This is a genomic window from Candidatus Devosia phytovorans (genome assembly GCA_029202405.1).
GTDB lineage: Bacteria > Pseudomonadota > Alphaproteobacteria > Rhizobiales > Devosiaceae > Devosia > Devosia phytovorans.
Genome location: CP119312.1, coordinates 3,310,776 through 3,328,589, shown reverse-complemented (window position 1 = coordinate 3,328,589; position 17,814 = coordinate 3,310,776). Strand labels below are relative to the sequence as shown.

Genomic DNA, 17,814 nt, shown 5'->3' with positions numbered 1-17,814 from the left:
AGCCATTCATCGCCGCCGGGCTGCCTCTATGCTTTAATAGCCAAAGTGTTGTGACCCAAATGGTGATCATGCCCATGTGCATTGCTTGGGCGGCGGTCTGATCATGTCCGCCGTTACTTCCGTCGATGCTGAGCCGACGCATCAGGACCCTGTCCTTGACTGCATTCGCTTTATTGCGCGGGCCTGGCGGAAGTCCGATTCACCAGCGACACTGACGGCCGGCCTGCCGCTGCAGAATGGCGTGATGGATGTGGGGCTGGTCCAAGCGTCGCTCGGTCGGGTCGGCATCACCGCGCGACCAGTGCAGGAAGCCTTGGCGCGGCTCAAGGATTTCGACTTTCCCGCCATGCTGCTGCCGGGCGATCGCGCGCCGCTGGTGGTGCTGTCGAGGGTCGGTCGGCGCATGTATCGCGTCTATGATCCGCTGCTTGGCGGCGAGATCAACATGGATGCCAAACAGCTCGATGCCCGCCGCTCGGCGAGCCTGCTGCTGGTCTCGCCCAATTTCGACAATGTGCAGGAGCAGTCTGGCCATCGCTTTGCCCGGACCGGGCACTGGTTCTGGTCGGCGGTGCAAGGCCATGCCGTCAGCATCGTCTACGTCCTGCTGGCGGCGGCCTTCATCAATATCTTCGCCATCGCCTTTCCGCTCTTCACCATGAATGTCTATGACCGTGTGTTGCCCAATTCGGCGCAGACCACGCTCTGGGTGCTGGCCATCGGCATAGCGCTGGTGGCGGTCTTTGACCTGCTGCTCAAGCTGGCCCGGGCCGGCGTCATCGAATTCGTCGGCCGCGCCATCGATTTCCGCCTCTCCTCGGCGCTGTTCGATCGCGTGCTCAACACGCCCATGTCCTCGCGGCCCAATTCGACGGGCGCCTTTGTCAGCCGCATCGGGCAATATGAAGTGCTGCGCGAGTTCGTGGCGGCCAGCACGCTGGTCATGTTTGTCGACGTGCTGTTCCTGGGGATCTTCGCCTATATCATTGCCGTGCTCGTCGGCTGGCTCGTGGTCTTCCCATTGATCGCTGGCGTCATCGCGCTGGTCATGACGCTGGTGGTCGGCGTGCTCTCCGGTCGCGCGGTCAAATCGGCGCTGGCGGAATCCTCGGCCCGCAATTCCGTGCTGGTGGAAGCGCTGACCGGCGCCCAGACGGTCAAAGCCTCGCGCGCCGAGGGGCAATTGCTGCGCCGCTGGGAAGCGGCCGTGCTGGCCTCCTCCCATACCCAGGACCAGCTGCGCATGCTGCAGTCCATCGCCACCAACACCACGGCGGCCCTGTCCCAGCTCTCGCTGGTCGGCATCATCGTCGGCGGCTCCTATGCCTTTACCTCGGGCGATGTCACGACCGGCGCCATCATTGCCGCCATGATGCTGTCCAACCGCCTGATCGCCCCCATCGGCATGATCGCCGCGACGCTCCTGCGGGCACGCACCGCCATGGAGGCCTATGCCACGGTCGACGCCATCATGAAGCTGCCCGACGAACGGCCGCGCGGGCAGGGCGTGGTGCAGCGCGTGGTGCAGGCCGGCCGGATCACGCTCAACAAGGTGCGGTTCGCCTATCCGGGCAGCAAGGTCTTCGTGCTCGACGGCGTCTCCTTCTCGATCAAGCCGGGCGAAAAGATCGGCATCATCGGCCGCATCGGTTCGGGCAAGACGACGATCGGGCGCCTGCTGGTCAATTTCCACCGCGCCACCGAAGGCGAAGTGTCGATCGATGGTATCGACATCGATCAATATCATCCCGACGACCTGCGCCGCGCCGTGGGTCTTGTCGTGCAGGATCCGGAAATCTTCAACGGCTCCGTACGCGACAACATCATGATGAGCGACCCCACGGCCAGCGAGGCGCGCGTGCTGGCTGCCGCGCGCAAGGCCGGCGTGGAAGACTTCGTCTCGCGCCATCCCCAAGGCTATGACATGCCGGTGGGCGAGCGTGGTGTGCTGCTCTCGGGCGGCCAGCGCCAGGCGATTGCTTTGGCCCGCGCCATGCTCGTCGAGCCCAAGATCATGTTCCTCGACGAACCCTCGAGCTCGATGGACCTCGCCACCGAACGGCAATTGATCCGGCACCTCGAAGCCAGCCTCATGCCCGACCAGACCGTGCTGATTGCCACCCATCGCTATAGCCTGCTCTCGCTGGTGACGCGGCTGATGGTGGTCGATAACGGGCGGCTCGTCGCCGACGGCCCCAAGGACGAGGTGCTGGCGCAACTCCGGGCCCGCGGGGAGAGCGCATGAACTTCCACCGGCCCAAGGGCGAGGCCAGGAACAGGCCCTATCATCTGGCGCTCGACAAGCCGCCGCGCGCCTGGAGCTATATCATCCTGCTCGTCGTCGGCGTGCTGCTGGCCTTCCTGCTCTGGGCCAATTGGGCCGAGGTCGACCAGATCAGCCGCGCCGAAGGCAAGGTCATTCCTTCGGGCAAGATCCAGGTGGTCCAGAGCGCCGAAGCCGGTGTTGTCACCGACATCCTGGTCCGTTCGGGCGAACAGGTGACCGCCGGCCAATTGCTGATCCGGCTCGATGACACGACGACGGCCTCATCTGCCGGCGAAGTCGAGGCGCGTGTCCTGGCGCTGCAGGCCCAGGTCGAGCGGCTGCGCGTCGAAAGCTTCGGCCTGACGGTGGCTGACTATGTCTGTGCCGACGAGGTCGCCGCCCAGGCGCCCGATGTCTGTGCCGCCGAGGTCGACCTGCTGAAGTCACGGCTCGCGAGCCTTGCCAGCAGCAAGGATGTGCTGGCGCAGCGCGTCGAGCAGCGCCAGCGCGAACTCAATGAAGTCGCGGCCAACAAGTTGCGCCTTGAGGGCAATCTTGGCGTGGCCCAGCAGCGTCTCGACCTGATCGCCCCCATGGCGGCGCGCGGCCTCGCCGCCCAGACCGATCTTCTGGCCCTGCAGGGCGAAGTGGCCGATCTCTCCGGCCAGATCGCCGGCAGCGACGAGAGCAGCGCTCGTCTCACCGCCGCGCTGCGCGAGGCGCAGTTGCAGATGGATCAGGCCGAGCAGCAGTTTCGCCAGGAAGCCCTCTCCGAACTCACCCTGCGCCGGGCGGAACTCGCCAGTGCCACCCAGCAATTGCGCGGCGCCACCGACCGCGTCACCCGCACCGAACTGCGCTCGCCCGTCGATGGCGTGGTCAACAGCATCGACCTCACCACCATCGGCGCCGTGGTCAATGCCGGATCCCGCGTACTCGATATCGTGCCGAAATCGGACTTCCTGCTGGTCGAAGCGCGGCTCAAGCCGTCCGACGTGGCCTTCGTCATTCCCGGCCAGCTCGCCCGCATCAAGTTCACTGCCTATGACTTCTCCGTCTATGGCGGGCTCGAAGGCGTGGTCGACAATGTCTCGGCCAATTCCATCGTCGATGAGCAGACGCGCGAGACCTACTACCTGGTGACCGTTCGCGCTGAAAAGACCACGCTCGACTATCGCGGCCAGGAACTGGCCATCCTGCCGGGCATGGTGACGACGGTCGACATCATCACCGGCAAGCACTCCATCCTCCAATATCTGCTCAAGCCCATCAACAAGGTGCAGCAGGAGGCGCTCATTGAGCGCTGAGCAGGATACCTTCGGCATCGAGCCGGCCTCGGACAGCGAAAAACACTGGTCCACGCCGATCTTCCGCACCGTGTCCACGCCAGATGGCCGCCAGGCCCTGCGGCTGGAATCCGTGTTCTGGGATGCCATTGCCCATATGGCCAGGCGGCAGAACCGCAAGACGCCCGACATGGTGCGCGAAATGCTGGGCCAGGCGCGTGCCGACGGCACCAATCTGTCGAGCGGGCTGCGCAGCGTCGTGGTCAAGCGCCTGCTCGACGATGCGGAGCGCCTTGCCCCGCTCTCGGCGCCCATGGCCGTGGTCAAGCTGATGCAGATGGCGCCGACGCCCAGCTTTGCCCTCGATCGCAACAAGCATCTGGTGCGGGTCAACGACGAATTCGTGCGCTATATCCGGACCGTCCTGGCGCGCTCCGGCCCGGTCGACAAAGCCCAGCTCAAGCTCGATCGTCCGGCTGAGGCCCTGTTCGCCGAGCTCGAACCTGGGACCGCGATCGAGTGCGGCCTCTCAATCCAGGTCGACAATCACGAGCGGCGCACCCATGCCCGCATCGTCATTCCACCGCCGGCTCCAGCCAATGTCCTGATTGGTTTTATTATCAGCTGACTTGTTCGATCGCATATTCAGATATGTCAGAGCAGTTAAGGTTAAACGAATAACAACAAGTCCAGCATATCGCGATATGCTTTAAGCTGGTGCCAACAATTGTGAGCGTTGTTCTGCCAATATATGTTTACCCTCAATTAACCACTCTGCGTGGTCTGGGGGATAGTCATGGTAGAAAGCATTCGCGGCGAAGAACTGGTTTCGGCTGAAACTGGTGCGCTCAATTCTCCGGTGGTCCTGGTCGCGCAGGCCGATGTGTCCGCCCCGATCGAAACGGCCGCTGACGAACCCACCCGCCTGGTGATCGAGGTTGAAGACGGCAATATCCTCCGCCTGCCGCTGACCGCCAGCGTGGACCAGCCCCGCGTCAATGGCACGGATCTTGAGTTCGTCCAGCCCGACGGTTCGATCATCGTCGTACCGGAAGGCGCCATCCAGGGGCTGACCATCTTCATCGGTACGGTCGAAATTCCGCCCCAGGCCGTCGCTGCGCTGTTTGAAGCCAATGGCATCGAAGCCGCGGCCGGCCCCGAAGCCGGCACTGCCAATGGTTCGGGTGGCAATTTCGAAGTGCCCGTCGGCGGCATTGGCGACGCCTTCGACATCGGCGACCTGCTGCCCCCGACCGAACTGAGCTTTGAAGACCAGACCATCGAGGAATATTTCCCGGCCAACGGGCGCCCGGTCTTCGGCACCGGCATTTTCGGTCAGGGCGCCTTTGGTTTCACCCTCTCCGAAGAAGGCCTGTCCGATGGCCTGCCCGACTCCAATCCCGTCGGCTCGGATTTCTCCAACAGCACCAGCTATACGATCGATCTTGGTGCATCCGATCCCGACGGCGATGGATTGAGCTTCACCTTCGGCGCGCCCACTGCACCGTTCACCTCCAATGGCGTCGAGATTACCTGGGAAGGTGTCGGTACCGATCATCTGATTGGCAAGGCCGGCGACGTCACGGTATTCGACATCAAGATTGGCGGACCAACGGGTACGGTAACGATCCAGCTGCTGCAGCCGGTCGATCATCCGCTGCAGGGCGAAGATGTGGTCAACCTCGGCCTGACCGTGACCGCCAATGACGGCCGCGGCGGCACGGCGACCGCCACCGTCACCATCGGCCTTGAAGACGACAGCCCGGAAATCGGTCCGCCCGACAATGCCATTGTCGACGAGGATGGCCTGCCGGGTGGCATCGGTGACCATGCCGAAGGCGATGACCTCGGCGGCAATGGCGAAGACGAGGCAGGGGAAGCGACCTATGTCGGCAGCCTCAATATCCGCTGGGGTGCCGACAACTACGACGCCGCCGATAGTATCAACGAGGACGGCAGCTTCGCCCAGGATGGCGTGGGCCGTTCGGTCTTTTTCTCCCAGGCCGATTTCGACGCCTTTGTCGCCGCTAATGGGGGCCTGACCTCGGGCGGTCGGCCACTCAACTTCGCTCTGTCGCCCGATGGCACGATCCTCACCGGCTGGGTCGGCGAGGGTGAAGGCGCCTACGGGGTTTTCCGCATCTCGCTCTCCGACGATGGCGCCGGCAGCTACAAGTTCCAGTTGCTGGGCCAGCTTGATCATCCCTCCCAGACCACCCCGACGGGTGGGGAAGGTGGAGAGGAAGGGCTGTTCCCGGTCCTGCTGCGTGCGGCCGCGCCGGAAGGCAGCAGCGGCCATGAAGACAATATCGACCTCGTGGTGCAGTTCACCGCCAGGGATTCAGACCGCGACCTGGCCCATGGCCAGTTCTCCGTCAGCGTTGACGACGATATTCCCGTCATCAGCGTTGCAGCGATCGCCGACAACACGATCACCCATGACGAATCTGCCTGGCCGCAGAACGCCCTGTGGGACCGTTTCGGTCCGACCGGCGATCGTGACGACAATGACGTCGAGGTGGTCAAGTCGATCCTGAAAGTTTCCCAGCTGTTCAGCGACGTGGCCAGCAAGGGCAATGACGCCGATGTGCCTGCCGCGGCCAGGATCTTCTTCGACGGTGCCATCGGTTATGCCCAGAGCACCCAGGCGCTGGTGTCGGTCGACGTCAACTTCGGCGCCGATGGCCGGGCAAGCAGCAATGCCCTCGTCTTCGGCCTGTCTCTTGGTCTCGACGGAGAAAGCGGCCTCTTTACCACTGCGGGCCAGCCCATCGTCCTCGTAATCGAAGGCGATCTCGTCGTTGGCCGCGTTTGGGACGGCGAGATGCTCGGCGATGCCGCGATCGCCATTCATGTCGACGCGACGACCGGCAAGGTTACCATCGCGCAGTGGCTCTCGCTGCAGCATGCTGACGCCAGCAGCCCCGACGAGGTGGTTTCACTCGTCGCCAATGCCGTGCATGTCGTGGTCACGGCGACCGACGGGGACAATGACGCTCAATCCGCTTCCGCCGATATTTCCGCCCAGATCCGCTTCGAGGACGATGCGCCTGCGATCAGCAATGTCCGTTATGACAACAGGAGCAATGCGCTCGACGACGATGCGCAGTTTCGCGGCATTCCGGGCGGCCCCGGCGATGATGCCGGCGATGCAACCGTTTCCGGCCGGATCAACTTCGACGCCGGTGCGGATGGACTGAAGTCCATCACCGCCAGCCAGGACGGCACCGTGAGGGCTATCTGGATCGACGGCGATGGCGTCGGCCATATCCTCGATGTCACCACCACCTGGGTCACGGACGGCAAGGGCGGCAAGCTCATCGGCACCATGACCATGGGCGAGTCGACCCGCGAGGTCTTCGAGCTCTCGATCGACAAGGACGGCCGGTTTACCCTGACCATGAGCGCGCCACTGGCTCATCCTGGCCAGGATGATCCGGCAACGGAAGGGCAGGATGTCGTCTATGAGGACAACCTGCCGCTCAATTTCAACTACATCATCACCGATGGTGACGGCGACGCGGCCGGCGGCAAGCTGGGCTTTTCCGTCGACGACGATACGCCCGAATTCATCAACGGGGGCGTCGAGAACAACGACATCGAAGTGCTGGGCCAGTCTGTCTCCGGCCTGGTCAACGCGGCCTTTGGTGCCGACGGCCAGTCCGTCGACAAGGGCCTGTTCATCTCCACCAATTCGGTTCTCAAGATCGACGATCAGCAGATCGACGGCGCGCGAGAAGAATACAGCAACAACTACCGCACGCTGACCGGCTATATCGACGGCGAAAAGGTCTACGAGCTGACGGTGAACCTCAACGGCACCTATACTTTCACGCAGTTCAAGCGGATCGATGGCTTCGGGCAGTTGAACTTCCAGTTCGGCGCAACCGATGGCGACGGCGACCAGCAGTTCGCGGGCTTTGCCATCAAGCTCTATGACAATGCACCGCCGAGCGTGGTGATCGATACGGGCAACCGCAATTTCGAGAACGACGTCGTCAACGAGTCCGGGCTGGCCACAGGATCCAACCCTGGCGCTGGACACATCGCCACGGGCGCGATCGTGATCGGCGACGCCGATGGGCTGACTGATATCGACAGCGTGACCATTTCGGGTGCGGGCTCGCAAACGCGCAGCCCCGCCGACTGGGTGGGCAAGACCATTGTTGGCAACTACGGCACATTGACGATCACCAGCGTGTCCGACGGCCGCATCAGCTACAGCTATGAGCTGACGTCGCCGACCAATGACCATCCGGTCGCCGTGGAATTCGACCGCTTCGATGTCTCGGTCAGTGACGGCAAGGAAAGCGCTGCCACGGCCATCTATATCGAGATCGCCGACGACGTTCCGACGGCCGTCGCCGATACCGGCTATACCGTCACCGAAGACGCTGCGGGCGCCAATCTGGTTTCGGGCAATGTGCTGTCCAACGACGTGGTCGGCGCCGATGGCCCGGCAAGCTTTGTCGGCTGGGCGGCTGCCAATGCCGCGCAGGTCACCGAACTCAGCAAATATGGCACGCTCATCCAGGGCAGCGACGGCTCGTGGAGCTTTACGCTCGACAATGGCCGCGCTGAGACCCAGGCTCTGGGTGCCGATTTCAGCCAGGACTTCACGCTGGCCTATACAATGCGGGATGCCGACGGCGACGAAAGCTCGGCTGCGCTGACCATCACGGTCAAGGGTGCGGCCGACAGCGCGGCGGTGGTGACCCGCGGCGACGTCGATCTCGGAGTCCTGGAGGCAGGCTTGCCGACCGGCACGGCGCATGATGGCTCCCATGTCGGCATGGGTACCTTCAACGTCTCGGCCACCGACGGCATAAGGACTGTGGTGATCGGCACGACGAGTTTTACACTTGCCCAGATCCAGGCCTTTGCCACCACCAATGGCCTGGTCGATACCGGCGAGGGCGTGCTGCGGTTCACAGCCTATGCCGGTAGCGCCAGCGCCGGCACGATCAGCTATAGCTATACGCTCAAGGCTGCCATCAACAGCGCCACCCACGACGGCGCCAGCGATGCTGGCTTCAGCGACAATCTCAACATCACCGTCAATGGCATCGGCGGCACCACGGCGACCGACAACCTCAATATCTATGTCATCGACGACGTGCCTGTGCTGGCCAATGACAGCAATGCGCTGGCCTTTGCCCAGAAGCTGACGGCCGGCGGCAAGGGCGCGGCCAGTGCCAATGGCAACCTGCTGGACAATGATGACCTGGGCGCCGACAGCGGCAGGATCACCAAGCTGGTCGGCTGGAAGGACGATACCGACACCACGTCCAGGAACGGCTTCGAGGTTGATGGCCGTTACGGCAAGCTCGTGGTGCAGGTCGACGGCAGCTACGTCTACACGCAGACCACGAATGGCTCGGGCCTGCCCAAGGGTGCGCGCGAAACCTTCACCTATACGGTCACCGATGGCGACGGCGACAGGGTTTCGGCCAATCTGGTCATCGACCTGACGGTCAACAAGGCGCCGACCGACATCGTCTGGGAGGGGATCGCGCCATCGGACGACGCGCTGCCGGGACGCGGCATGCAGATCGCGACGCTTGTCGCCGTGGATCCGGACCATGCCAAGGGCTTCACCTACGCGCTGGTGGAAAAGGAAAGCGCCGCCAACTATTCGGTCAATGCGACGACCGGCGCCGTTTTCCGGACCGGCAGCGCCATGCCCGAGGGTGACGATCATCACCTCACCATTCGCGTGACCGATCCGGCAGGCGCCTCCTACGTCAAGACCTTCGACATCGCGACGGGATCGAACTCCGCCGCACGGTGGCACGGTGACATGCTGATCGGCGCGCTGCATGATGATGTCATCTATGGCGGCAAGGGTGACGACAGCGTTTTCGGCTGGAGGGACGATGATACTCTCTATGGCCAGGCCGGCGATGATTTCCTGAGCGGCGGGGAGGGCAATGACACCCTCTTTGGCGGTGCCGGCGACGACTTCCTCACCGGCGGCGATGGCGACGATATTCTCATCGGTGGTCTGGGCAATGATACGCTGTTCGGCGGTGCTGGCAGTGACACGTTCGTCTTCGCCGAAACCGGTGCATCGAACCGCGACCTCATCGCCGATTTCGACATCACATCGGACGAAATCGACTTGAGCGCGCTGCTCGACGGCGACAAGGTCGGCGGAGGTGACGTCGACAGGTTTGTCCAGGTTGTGGAGAAGGGCGCCGATGCCGTGCTGCAGGTCAGCACCAATGGCAACGACCACTGGTCTGACGTCGCTGTGCTCTCCGGTCATGGCACGCATGACACGCCGATCGACATCAAGATCGACGACCACGATTTCACCATCAAGGTGATCTGATCGAGCAAGTTGAAGGGCCCGCTTTCGAGCGGGCCTTTTCGCTGCTAGGGGCCGACGCCCGGAGCAACCGTGGCGAGGTCCGCCGGCATGGCCGCGACTGCACGGCTGCCGCTTTCAAAGCCATGGATGAAATTCTTCGCCCCGGCAAAGCTCATGATCGGCTGATACTGGCCATAGGCGCTATCGGCCTGCAGCCGGTTGCTGACATTGTCGAGCACATAGCTGCCCGTGGTCATGTGGGCGACCAGCACGGCATGGAAGACTTGACGACGCGTATCCTGCAGGATGACCAGCTGCAGGTTTTCGTCGGCCACGCCGAGGCTGCGCAGCAGCCAGTATTTGGCGATGGCATAGTCCTCGCAGTCACCGGCACCCCGGGCGGCCATTTCGACCGGTGTCGCCCAATGATCGCTCGTCCCCCAGACCTGGCGGTCGTCGCGATAGGTCATGGCGCCATTGACGCTGCGATTGGCCATGTCGAGCAACTCGCGCTCGAGCCCGGATGCCCGGTTTGCGACGTCGCGCAATGTCGTTGCGAAGGCGCTGTCGCACTGTTCAAAACCAGCCGTTTCGCATGCAGCCGAGAAGAACACGGCATAGTCGGTCTCCCGCGCCTCCTGCCAGCGGGCAGCGGACGGCAGGCCAGCGGCCGAGATGGCCACCGATTGGAAAACGCCAAAGTCGGCAGGGACGACACGTATTGCAGGCGTCGCGGTGACCTCGACAGCGTTGACTGCGCTGCGCGTCACGGCAATTGTGTCCTTGCGCAGGATTGCACTCTCCAGATCAGGGCTGGAAATGCCCTGATTGAATACTGTTCCGACTAGGCCAACGATGACGGCAGCGGCGAGGTTCAGGCTCATTCATGCCTCTATGCGTTGGGCATGAACCTATTGTTTGCATTATAAAATTCTCCAAAGCGACATGCTCTATCTGGAGTTCATTTGGTCGATGCAATTTTATCGAATTCACTAGACCTTTGTTGTCCTCGAAATTTTGCACAAATTGTCTGAATTGTTTTAGCGGCTCCTGAGATGGCGTCACGCAGGGTGTGCCCAGTTCTCAGTGGATGGGTCAGATGAAAAACTCCTGGTTGGGCTGGATGAGACGAGACGGATCGGTTGGCGATGACCGTCGGGCCGAGGTTCCCATGGCCGCCGAAGCCATCAGGCCCGAGGATTTCGATCCCAGGACGCGGACCCTCAAGTGGGATCGCTTCATGGCCATGATCGAGGCGGAACGCGACCAGGGACCGGGTGCCCTGCTGCTGATCGACCTGACGGACCAGTCGCGCATGGTCGCCGGTGCGGTGCCGGGCGCTGCCAATGATGTCCTGCCGCTGCTGGCCCAGGCGCTGCGCGCTGCAATTCGTGCCGATGACCTCGTCGCCCACAGTGATGGCTATCGCTTTGTCATCCTGCTGCGCGGAGCATCCGAGCAGGTCGGAAAGGACGTGCGCGAGCGCGTCATCGATTCCGTCGAGGACACGATCTTCATCACGCACGACGGCATCATGCCCATCGCCGTCAACGTCGACTATGTCGATCTGAAGGACTACGCCTGATCAGCCCGCGTTAGCCGTCTCCGCGCGCGCTCCAATCCGCAGCGGCGCAGGAGTTCCCGGGCCAGTCATCAGGTCGCCGAGCCGCCTGGCCTCGGCTGCAATGCTGAACTCGCGCTCGACAATCTGCCGGCCGGCGTGGCCCATGCGCGCGCAGAGCGCGGGATCAGTGATCAATTGCTCGATGCGCTGTGCCAGGGTCGTCACGTCGCCCGGCGGCACGGTAAAGCCCGCAATCCCGTCCTGCACCAGTTCCTGAACGCCCGCCACGCGCGAGGCGATGACCGGCCGTCCGCTGGCCATGGCTTCCATCAGGACGACCGGCACGCCCTCGGCAAAGCTTGGCAGCACAAGCAGGTCGGCGTCGGCCAGATGCGCCGCGACCTCGGCCGATGTCCGGTAGCCGACGAATCGGGTGATCCCGGCCAGACCCAGTTCGCGGGCTGTTGCTTCGATCCCCGGCCGGGAGGTGCCGTCGCCGACGATGGTGAGCTGCAGGTCGGGATGGCGTTGTCTCAGGTTGGCAACAGCATCCAGCAGGACGAGCAGGCCCTTCACCGGCTCCAGCCGGCCCACATAGACCAGATGCTTGCTCGCGCTGGTCTTTGGCGCAAAGGCGTAGCGTTCGGGGATGACGCCACAGTGCACGATGGCGATCTTGTCCCAATGCTCTGGCGCTGAAAAGAGCATGAGCTGCGAGCGGCAGAAGTGGCTGATCGCCACCACGAACCGGGCCCGCGCAATCTTTTCGTCGAGCCGCCATTTCCCGGCCTCAAAGAAGATCGTCGGCCCGTGTTCGGTAAAACTATAGGGCACGCCGGACAGGACGCTGGCGAGCATGGCGACGGTACAGCTGGAATCGCCAAAGTGATTATGCAGATGGGTGATGCCGCGCCGGTTGAGTTCATCGGCCAGCAGCACGCTCTCGGCAAAATAGAAGATCTGGTAGAGCAACCCTTTGAGACCCGGAGAGCGCATCCGCCATGCAAGGCTCAAGACTTGAAAGTAAACGGCAGGCGACCGGACGAGCTTGCGTAGATGCGCCCCGAGAAAGATGCCAAGTCTTTTGCAGTTCTCCAGCACATAATAGGTCTGCTCCTCTTCGGTCCGCTGGTCCGAGAGGACGCTGCTCGAGGCAGGGCGCCGAATGGAGAAGGTCTCGACCGACAGTCCCTGCTGGCGGAGAGCTTCGATTTCCCGCTGGATAAACGTATGTGAAACCTTCGGATATTCGCCTGTTGCATAGGCAATGCGTGCAGGGAGATTCTGGAAGGTCATGTATGTTTCCAGCTAGGATCTGGTTCGGGACGCCGCCTGGTGGCTTGCAAGTCGATATATCGCCCTGCAGTGCTATCATGGGTCTTGCTGTGGCAAAAGCGGAACGGGGGGCCATTTGCAGCAAGAATCGTGATTTTGGCGGAGACTATGTGACACTATATTGTGTTGCCTTGAAATATATATTGAGATTAACCCTGAAGACATAATAATTACTATTGCGTCAACTATTGTTGTAATTATCAAACGCGGTTCTGAGATCAGTGCCATGAGATTTCGAGAAACACGCCTCCAGGGCGCAATAGAAATAGTCCCCGACCGGCACGCCGATGCGCGCGGCTACTTTTCCGAGACATTTCGGCAGGACTGGTTCGTGGCCAATATTGCCAAGGTCTCCTTCGTGCAGGAGAACCAGTCGCTCAGTAGTCGGGCCGGTGCCGTGCGCGGTCTGCACTGCCAGCTCGCTCCCCATGCCCAGGGCAAGCTGGTGCGGTGCCTCGTCGGTGCGATTTTCGACGTGGCCGTCGACATCCGGCAGGGTTCGCCTACCTATGGCCAGTGGACCTCGGCAACGCTGACCGCCGAGCAGGGCAACCAGCTCTGGATCCCCGCGGGATTCCTGCACGGCTTTTGTACGCTCGTTCCCGACTGTCTCGTCAGCTACAAGGTGACGGCCTATTACAACAAGGATGCCGATCGCGGTGTCCGCTGGGACGATCCGGCCATCGGTGTCACATGGCCCGATATTGCGGACCCGACCCTGCTGTCGGCCAAGGACGCGGCCCAGCCGCTGCTGCACGAACTGTCGACAAAATTCACGATTGGCGAGGAAGCCTGAGATGCGGGTTCTGGTTACCGGCGGCGCCGGCTTCATTGGCTCGGCCCTGGTGCGTCATCTGGTGCTGGAAAAGCACTATGAGGTGCTCACGGTCGACAAGCTGACCTATGCCGGCAATCTCGCCTCGCTGCGCGACGTCGAAGGCAAGAACAACCATAGCTTCCTCAAGGCCGACATCTGCGACGCCCGCGCCATCAATGAGGCTTTCGCAAGTTTTCGGCCCGATCGGGTGATGCATCTCGCCGCCGAAAGCCATGTCGACCGCTCGATCACCGGCGCCAAGGATTTCGTAGAGACCAATGTCATCGGCAGTTTCACCATGCTGGAAGCCGCGCGCGCTTACTACGCTGGCCTCAGCGGCGCAGAAAAGCAGCGCTTCCGTTTCCTCCATGTCTCGACCGACGAGGTCTATGGTTCGCTGGGCGACACGGGGCTTTTCACCGAAGAAACGCCCTATGATCCGAGTTCACCCTATTCGGCCTCCAAGGCCGCTTCGGATCACCTGGCCAAGGCTTGGGCCCGCACCTATGGCCTGCCGGTGGTGGTCTCCAACTGCTCGAACAATTACGGGCCCTATCACTTCCCCGAAAAGCTGATCCCGCTGACCATTCTCAACGCCATGGAAGGCAAGGCGCTGCCCGTCTATGGCCAAGGCACCAATGTGCGCGACTGGCTTTATGTGGAAGATCATGCCCGTGCGCTGGACCTCATCGTAGAGCGTGGCCGCGTGGGCGAGACCTATAATGTCGGCGGGCGTAACGAAGTCCGCAATATCGACGTTGTCCGCCGCATCTGCGCCATCCTCGACCAGCGCCTTCCGGCAGGTCGCCCGCGCGAAGAGCTGATCCAGTTTGTCACCGATCGGCCGGGCCATGATGCGCGCTATGCCATCGACGCCACCAGACTGGAACAGGAACTGGGCTGGAAAGCGCAGGAGAATTTCGAAACCGGCATCGCCCGCACCGTCGACTGGTATCTGGGCAATGACTGGTGGTGGCAGCCGTTGCGCCAGGCCTATGCCGGGGAACGGCTTGGCGTGCTCGACACCGGCAAGCCAAAGGCCGCCGAATGAGGCTGGTGGTCTCGGGCAAGACCGGGCAGGTTGCAACGGCTCTGCGGGAGGCGGGTGCCGGGCAGGGCGTGTCGGTCATTGCCATGGGTCGACCCGAACTCGACCTTGCCGATCCGCGAGAGGGCCTGTTCAAGATCGCCGAGGCGCGGCCCGATGTCATCGTCTCTGCTGCTGCCTATACTGCAGTCGACAAGGCGGAGACCGATGCCGATATGGCGCGTCGGGTCAATGCCGCGGGACCTGCAGCGCTTGCCGAGCTGGCGGCGGACCTGAGCATTCCCATTGTGCATCTCTCGACCGACTATGTTTTTGATGGCAGCAAGCCGACCCCCTATGTCGAGAGCGATGCCACCAATCCACTCGGTGTCTATGGTGCGACCAAACTGGCCGGTGAGAGGGCGATCGCTGCCGCCACCGACAATCATGCCATCCTGCGCACCGCCTGGGTCTATTCGCCTTTTGGCGGCAATTTCCTCAAGACCATGCTGCGCCTGGCCGAAACGCGTTCCGAACTGCGCGTTGTTGACGATCAGCGCGGCAATCCCACCTCGGCGCTTGACCTCGCGACAGCGGTCATTGCCGTGGCCAAAAACCTGCTGGCTCGTCCGGATGACGCAAAGCTACGTGGTACCTTTCACGTGGCCGGCAGCGGCGAAGCCAGCTGGGCCGACTTTGCCATCGAGATTTTCGCCGTCGCCAAATCGCTTGGCGGACCCGGCGCCAATGTCACGCGCATCGGCACGGCGGACTATCCGACGCCAGCCAGGCGACCGGCCAACTCCCGTCTCGATACGTTCAAGCTCAAAGCCACCCATGGCTTGACCATGCCAGGCTGGCAGGCCTCGACACGACACACCATTGAACGCCTGCTTGCAGGCATGGATCATCGCCTGGAGGAGCAGCGATCACGATGAAGGGTATTATTCTGGCCGGCGGCACCGGCACACGGCTGCATCCGATGACCCTGGCGGTCTCCAAGCAACTCGTGCCGGTCTATGACAAGCCGATGGTCTATTATCCGCTGACCACGCTGATGCTGGCGGGGATCAAGGACATTCTCATCATCACCACGCCGCACGAGGCCGAAGGCTTCAAGCGCCTCCTGGGTGATGGCTCGCAATGGGGCCTGTCGCTGAGCTTTGCCAGCCAGCCGCAGCCCAATGGCCTGGCGGAAGCCTTCATCATCGGTGCCGCCTTTGTAGCTGGCGGTCCCTCGGCGCTCGTTCTGGGCGACAATATCTTCTATGGCCACGGCCTGCCCGAAATCATGAAGCGCGGCGTCGATCGCACCCAGGGCGGCACTGTCTTCGCCTATCACGTGACCGATCCCGAGCGTTACGGTGTCGTCGATTTCGATGCCGACATGCGCGCCCTCAGCATCGAGGAAAAGCCGGAGAAGCCGCGCTCCAGCTGGGCGGTGACCGGGCTCTACTTCTACGACGAGCAGGTCGTCGACATCGCTGCCAATCTCAAGCCGTCACCGCGCGGCGAGCTCGAAATCACCGACGTCAACCGCGCCTATCTCGACAAAGGGCAGCTCTCGGTCGAACTGATGGGGCGCGGCTATGCCTGGCTCGATACCGGCACGCCCGACAGCCTGCTCGATGCGGCGCAGTTCGTGGCGACGCTGGAAAAGCGCCAAGGCTTCAAGATCGCCTGCCCCGAGGAAATCGCTTATCGCATGGGTTTCATCGACGGGTGCCAGCTCGAAAAGCTGGGTGTGGCGATGAAAAAGAATGCCTATGGGCAGTATCTGCTGAAGATCCTGGGCAATCAGTGATCATCGCTTGGCGGATTGAACCGTCTGCTCGTAAATCTCGAGCAGGCGTTCGATCTTGCGGTCCCAGTTGAGCGTGCCGTTCGATACTTTCTCGGCCGCCGCGCGACCCATGCTCTGGCGCAGCGCGGCGTCGCCTGCCAGCCGCTGCATCGCAGCCGTGAGACCGGCGATGAAGCTGTCGTGGTCCCTGGGATCCACCAGGATGCCGCAGCTTTCGTCGAGATAATCCCGCGGCCCGCCCCAATTGGTGGCAATGACCGGCAGCCCGCTCGCCATTGCCTCGAGTACGACCGCACCACCTGCCTCGTAAAGACTGGGCAGGACGAGCACGTCGCTGTCGGCCAGAATGGCGGATGCCTGCTTCTGGCTGAGCCAGCCTGTGAAGCGCACGGATTTGTCGAGGCCAAGCGCGCGGGCCTGTTCCTGCCAGGCATTCCGCATCGGGCCGTCGCCGACAATGGTCAGCGACGCCGAGCCATCATTGAAGCTGCGGGCAAAGGCCTCGAGCAACAGGTTGACCGCTTTCCAGTCCACCAGACGTCCGATGAAGACGAACCGCGCCGGCCCCTGCTCGGCTGTCCGCGTGGTTCGCTCGGGGGGAGACCAGACTGTGAGGTCGACACCATTTTCGATCAGGGTGATGACCTTGCCGCGGCAGCCCTGCGGTAGGGCCAGGCGCGTGCGCTCATTGGCCACCAGCAGCGTCTCGGCCCGTAGTTTGCCTGGCATCAGCTGATGCAGCGCGCCCGATGCGTAGCGGGCCGCCGCGATCACCCCGGACAACGCGCCAAGCCGGCCATTGCCGGTGCTGAATCCCGGCGGAAAACTCATGCCGCCGTTGAGCGGGCCCATGACCATCGGCGCCCCCAGATCATGCAGCAGCGACGGTTCGCGCGGCGATACCGGAATGGGCTGGTGCACGATGGTGACCCCCTGTTCCCCGACCATCTTCCTGGCAAGCCGCCGCGTCGTGATCTGGCTGCTCAGCCGGCTGACATAGCCCGTGCTGAAATAGGCGATCTGCGCGGGCAGAAACTTGCCCAGCCGATAGGTCAGCTTGTTGATCCAGGTGTCGGGCACGAAATGCACCCGGTCGAGCTGGTCGGGAATGGCGATCTGCAACTCGTCGCGCGTGCGCGCGTGGGTGATCATCCACGCTTCGATGCCACGGGCCCGCAGCTTGCGAAAAATATGCAGCGGTAGACTGGCCTCGCCACCAAATCGATCTGAAGCATGCTCGGTGACGACGAGAACACGCATGGCGCTGTGGTCGATCTGGCTGCCGGATTTCATTGCGAGCACATCCCCTGCATAGGCGTCTGCGAGATATCGTTGACTTGGAGATTGCGTATCTATCTGGAAATATACTGCAATTGGAAAGTGTCGGATTGGTTATCTGGCG

The 17,814-nt window shown here is 62.5% G+C and carries 12 protein-coding genes; 9 read left to right on the top strand and 3 right to left on the bottom strand.

The features are described 5' to 3' along the window. Positions 1 to 103: 103 nt before the first annotated feature. The 4 genes from P0Y65_16320 to P0Y65_16305 all read left to right on the top strand — a co-directional run bounded on the left by P0Y65_16320 (position 104) and on the right by P0Y65_16305 (position 9,886). The gene (locus P0Y65_16320) at positions 104 to 2,245 is read left to right on the top strand and encodes a type I secretion system permease/ATPase (protein ID WEK03743.1); all 2,142 of its coding nucleotides are present in this window, start codon (positions 104 to 106) and stop codon (positions 2,243 to 2,245) included. Beyond that, the gene (locus P0Y65_16315) at positions 2,242 to 3,573 is read left to right on the top strand and encodes an HlyD family type I secretion periplasmic adaptor subunit (protein WEK03742.1); all 1,332 of its coding nucleotides are present in this window, start codon (positions 2,242 to 2,244) and stop codon (positions 3,571 to 3,573) included. The genes P0Y65_16320 and P0Y65_16315 overlap by 4 nt, the downstream gene beginning before the upstream one ends. After that, positions 3,563 to 4,180 carry a ribbon-helix-helix domain-containing protein gene (locus P0Y65_16310; GenBank protein WEK03741.1) on the top strand — a complete coding sequence of 206 codons (618 nt, stop codon included), beginning with the start codon at positions 3,563 to 3,565 and terminating at the stop codon, positions 4,178 to 4,180. Before P0Y65_16315 ends, P0Y65_16310 begins: the two co-directional genes overlap by 11 nt. A gap of 168 nt (positions 4,181 to 4,348) precedes the next feature. Next, complete coding sequence (locus P0Y65_16305) at positions 4,349 to 9,886, top strand: DUF5801 repeats-in-toxin domain-containing protein (GenBank protein WEK03740.1); 5,538 nt, start codon at positions 4,349 to 4,351, stop codon at positions 9,884 to 9,886. A gap of 44 nt (positions 9,887 to 9,930) precedes the next feature. Here P0Y65_16305 and P0Y65_16300 read toward each other — a convergent pair whose 3' ends face one another. Beyond that, positions 9,931 to 10,749: a transglutaminase-like cysteine peptidase gene (locus P0Y65_16300; protein ID WEK03739.1), complete on the bottom strand. Its 819-nt coding sequence runs from the start codon at positions 10,747 to 10,749 to the stop codon at positions 9,931 to 9,933. A 287-nt stretch (positions 10,750 to 11,036) separates the two neighbouring features. On the opposite strand from P0Y65_16300, the gene P0Y65_16295 reads away from it, so the two are divergent. Next, positions 11,037 to 11,450: a diguanylate cyclase gene (locus P0Y65_16295; GenBank protein ID WEK03738.1), complete on the top strand. Its 414-nt coding sequence runs from the start codon at positions 11,037 to 11,039 to the stop codon at positions 11,448 to 11,450. On the opposite strand, the gene P0Y65_16290 is transcribed toward P0Y65_16295, so the two are convergent. Beyond that, a complete protein-coding gene (locus P0Y65_16290) occupies positions 11,451 to 12,725 on the bottom strand; it encodes a glycosyltransferase (protein ID WEK03737.1) in 1,275 nt (424 codons plus the stop codon). 265 nt (positions 12,726 to 12,990) lie between these two features. Between P0Y65_16290 and rfbC the strand changes: the two genes are divergently transcribed. From rfbC to rfbA, 4 genes are read left to right on the top strand one after another with little or no spacing between them, the layout of a single operon-like run. After that, positions 12,991 to 13,560: a dTDP-4-dehydrorhamnose 3,5-epimerase gene (rfbC, locus tag P0Y65_16285; protein WEK03736.1), complete on the top strand. Its 570-nt coding sequence runs from the start codon at positions 12,991 to 12,993 to the stop codon at positions 13,558 to 13,560. A 1-nt stretch (position 13,561) separates the two neighbouring features. Next, a complete protein-coding gene (gene rfbB, locus P0Y65_16280) occupies positions 13,562 to 14,632 on the top strand; it encodes a dTDP-glucose 4,6-dehydratase (GenBank protein ID WEK03735.1) in 1,071 nt (356 codons plus the stop codon). Next, positions 14,629 to 15,546 (top strand): dTDP-4-dehydrorhamnose reductase, encoded by a 918-nt coding sequence (rfbD, locus tag P0Y65_16275; GenBank protein WEK03734.1) that lies wholly within the window; start codon positions 14,629 to 14,631, stop codon positions 15,544 to 15,546. The genes rfbB and rfbD overlap by 4 nt, the downstream gene beginning before the upstream one ends. Then, positions 15,543 to 16,412 (top strand): glucose-1-phosphate thymidylyltransferase RfbA, encoded by an 870-nt coding sequence (gene rfbA, locus P0Y65_16270; GenBank protein WEK03733.1) that lies wholly within the window; start codon positions 15,543 to 15,545, stop codon positions 16,410 to 16,412. The genes rfbD and rfbA overlap by 4 nt, the downstream gene beginning before the upstream one ends. On the opposite strand, the gene P0Y65_16265 is transcribed toward rfbA, so the two are convergent. After that, the gene (locus P0Y65_16265; protein ID WEK03732.1) at positions 16,413 to 17,705 is read right to left on the bottom strand and encodes a glycosyltransferase family 4 protein; all 1,293 of its coding nucleotides are present in this window, start codon (positions 17,703 to 17,705) and stop codon (positions 16,413 to 16,415) included. It lies immediately after the preceding gene. Positions 17,706 to 17,814: the final 109 nt, after the last annotated feature.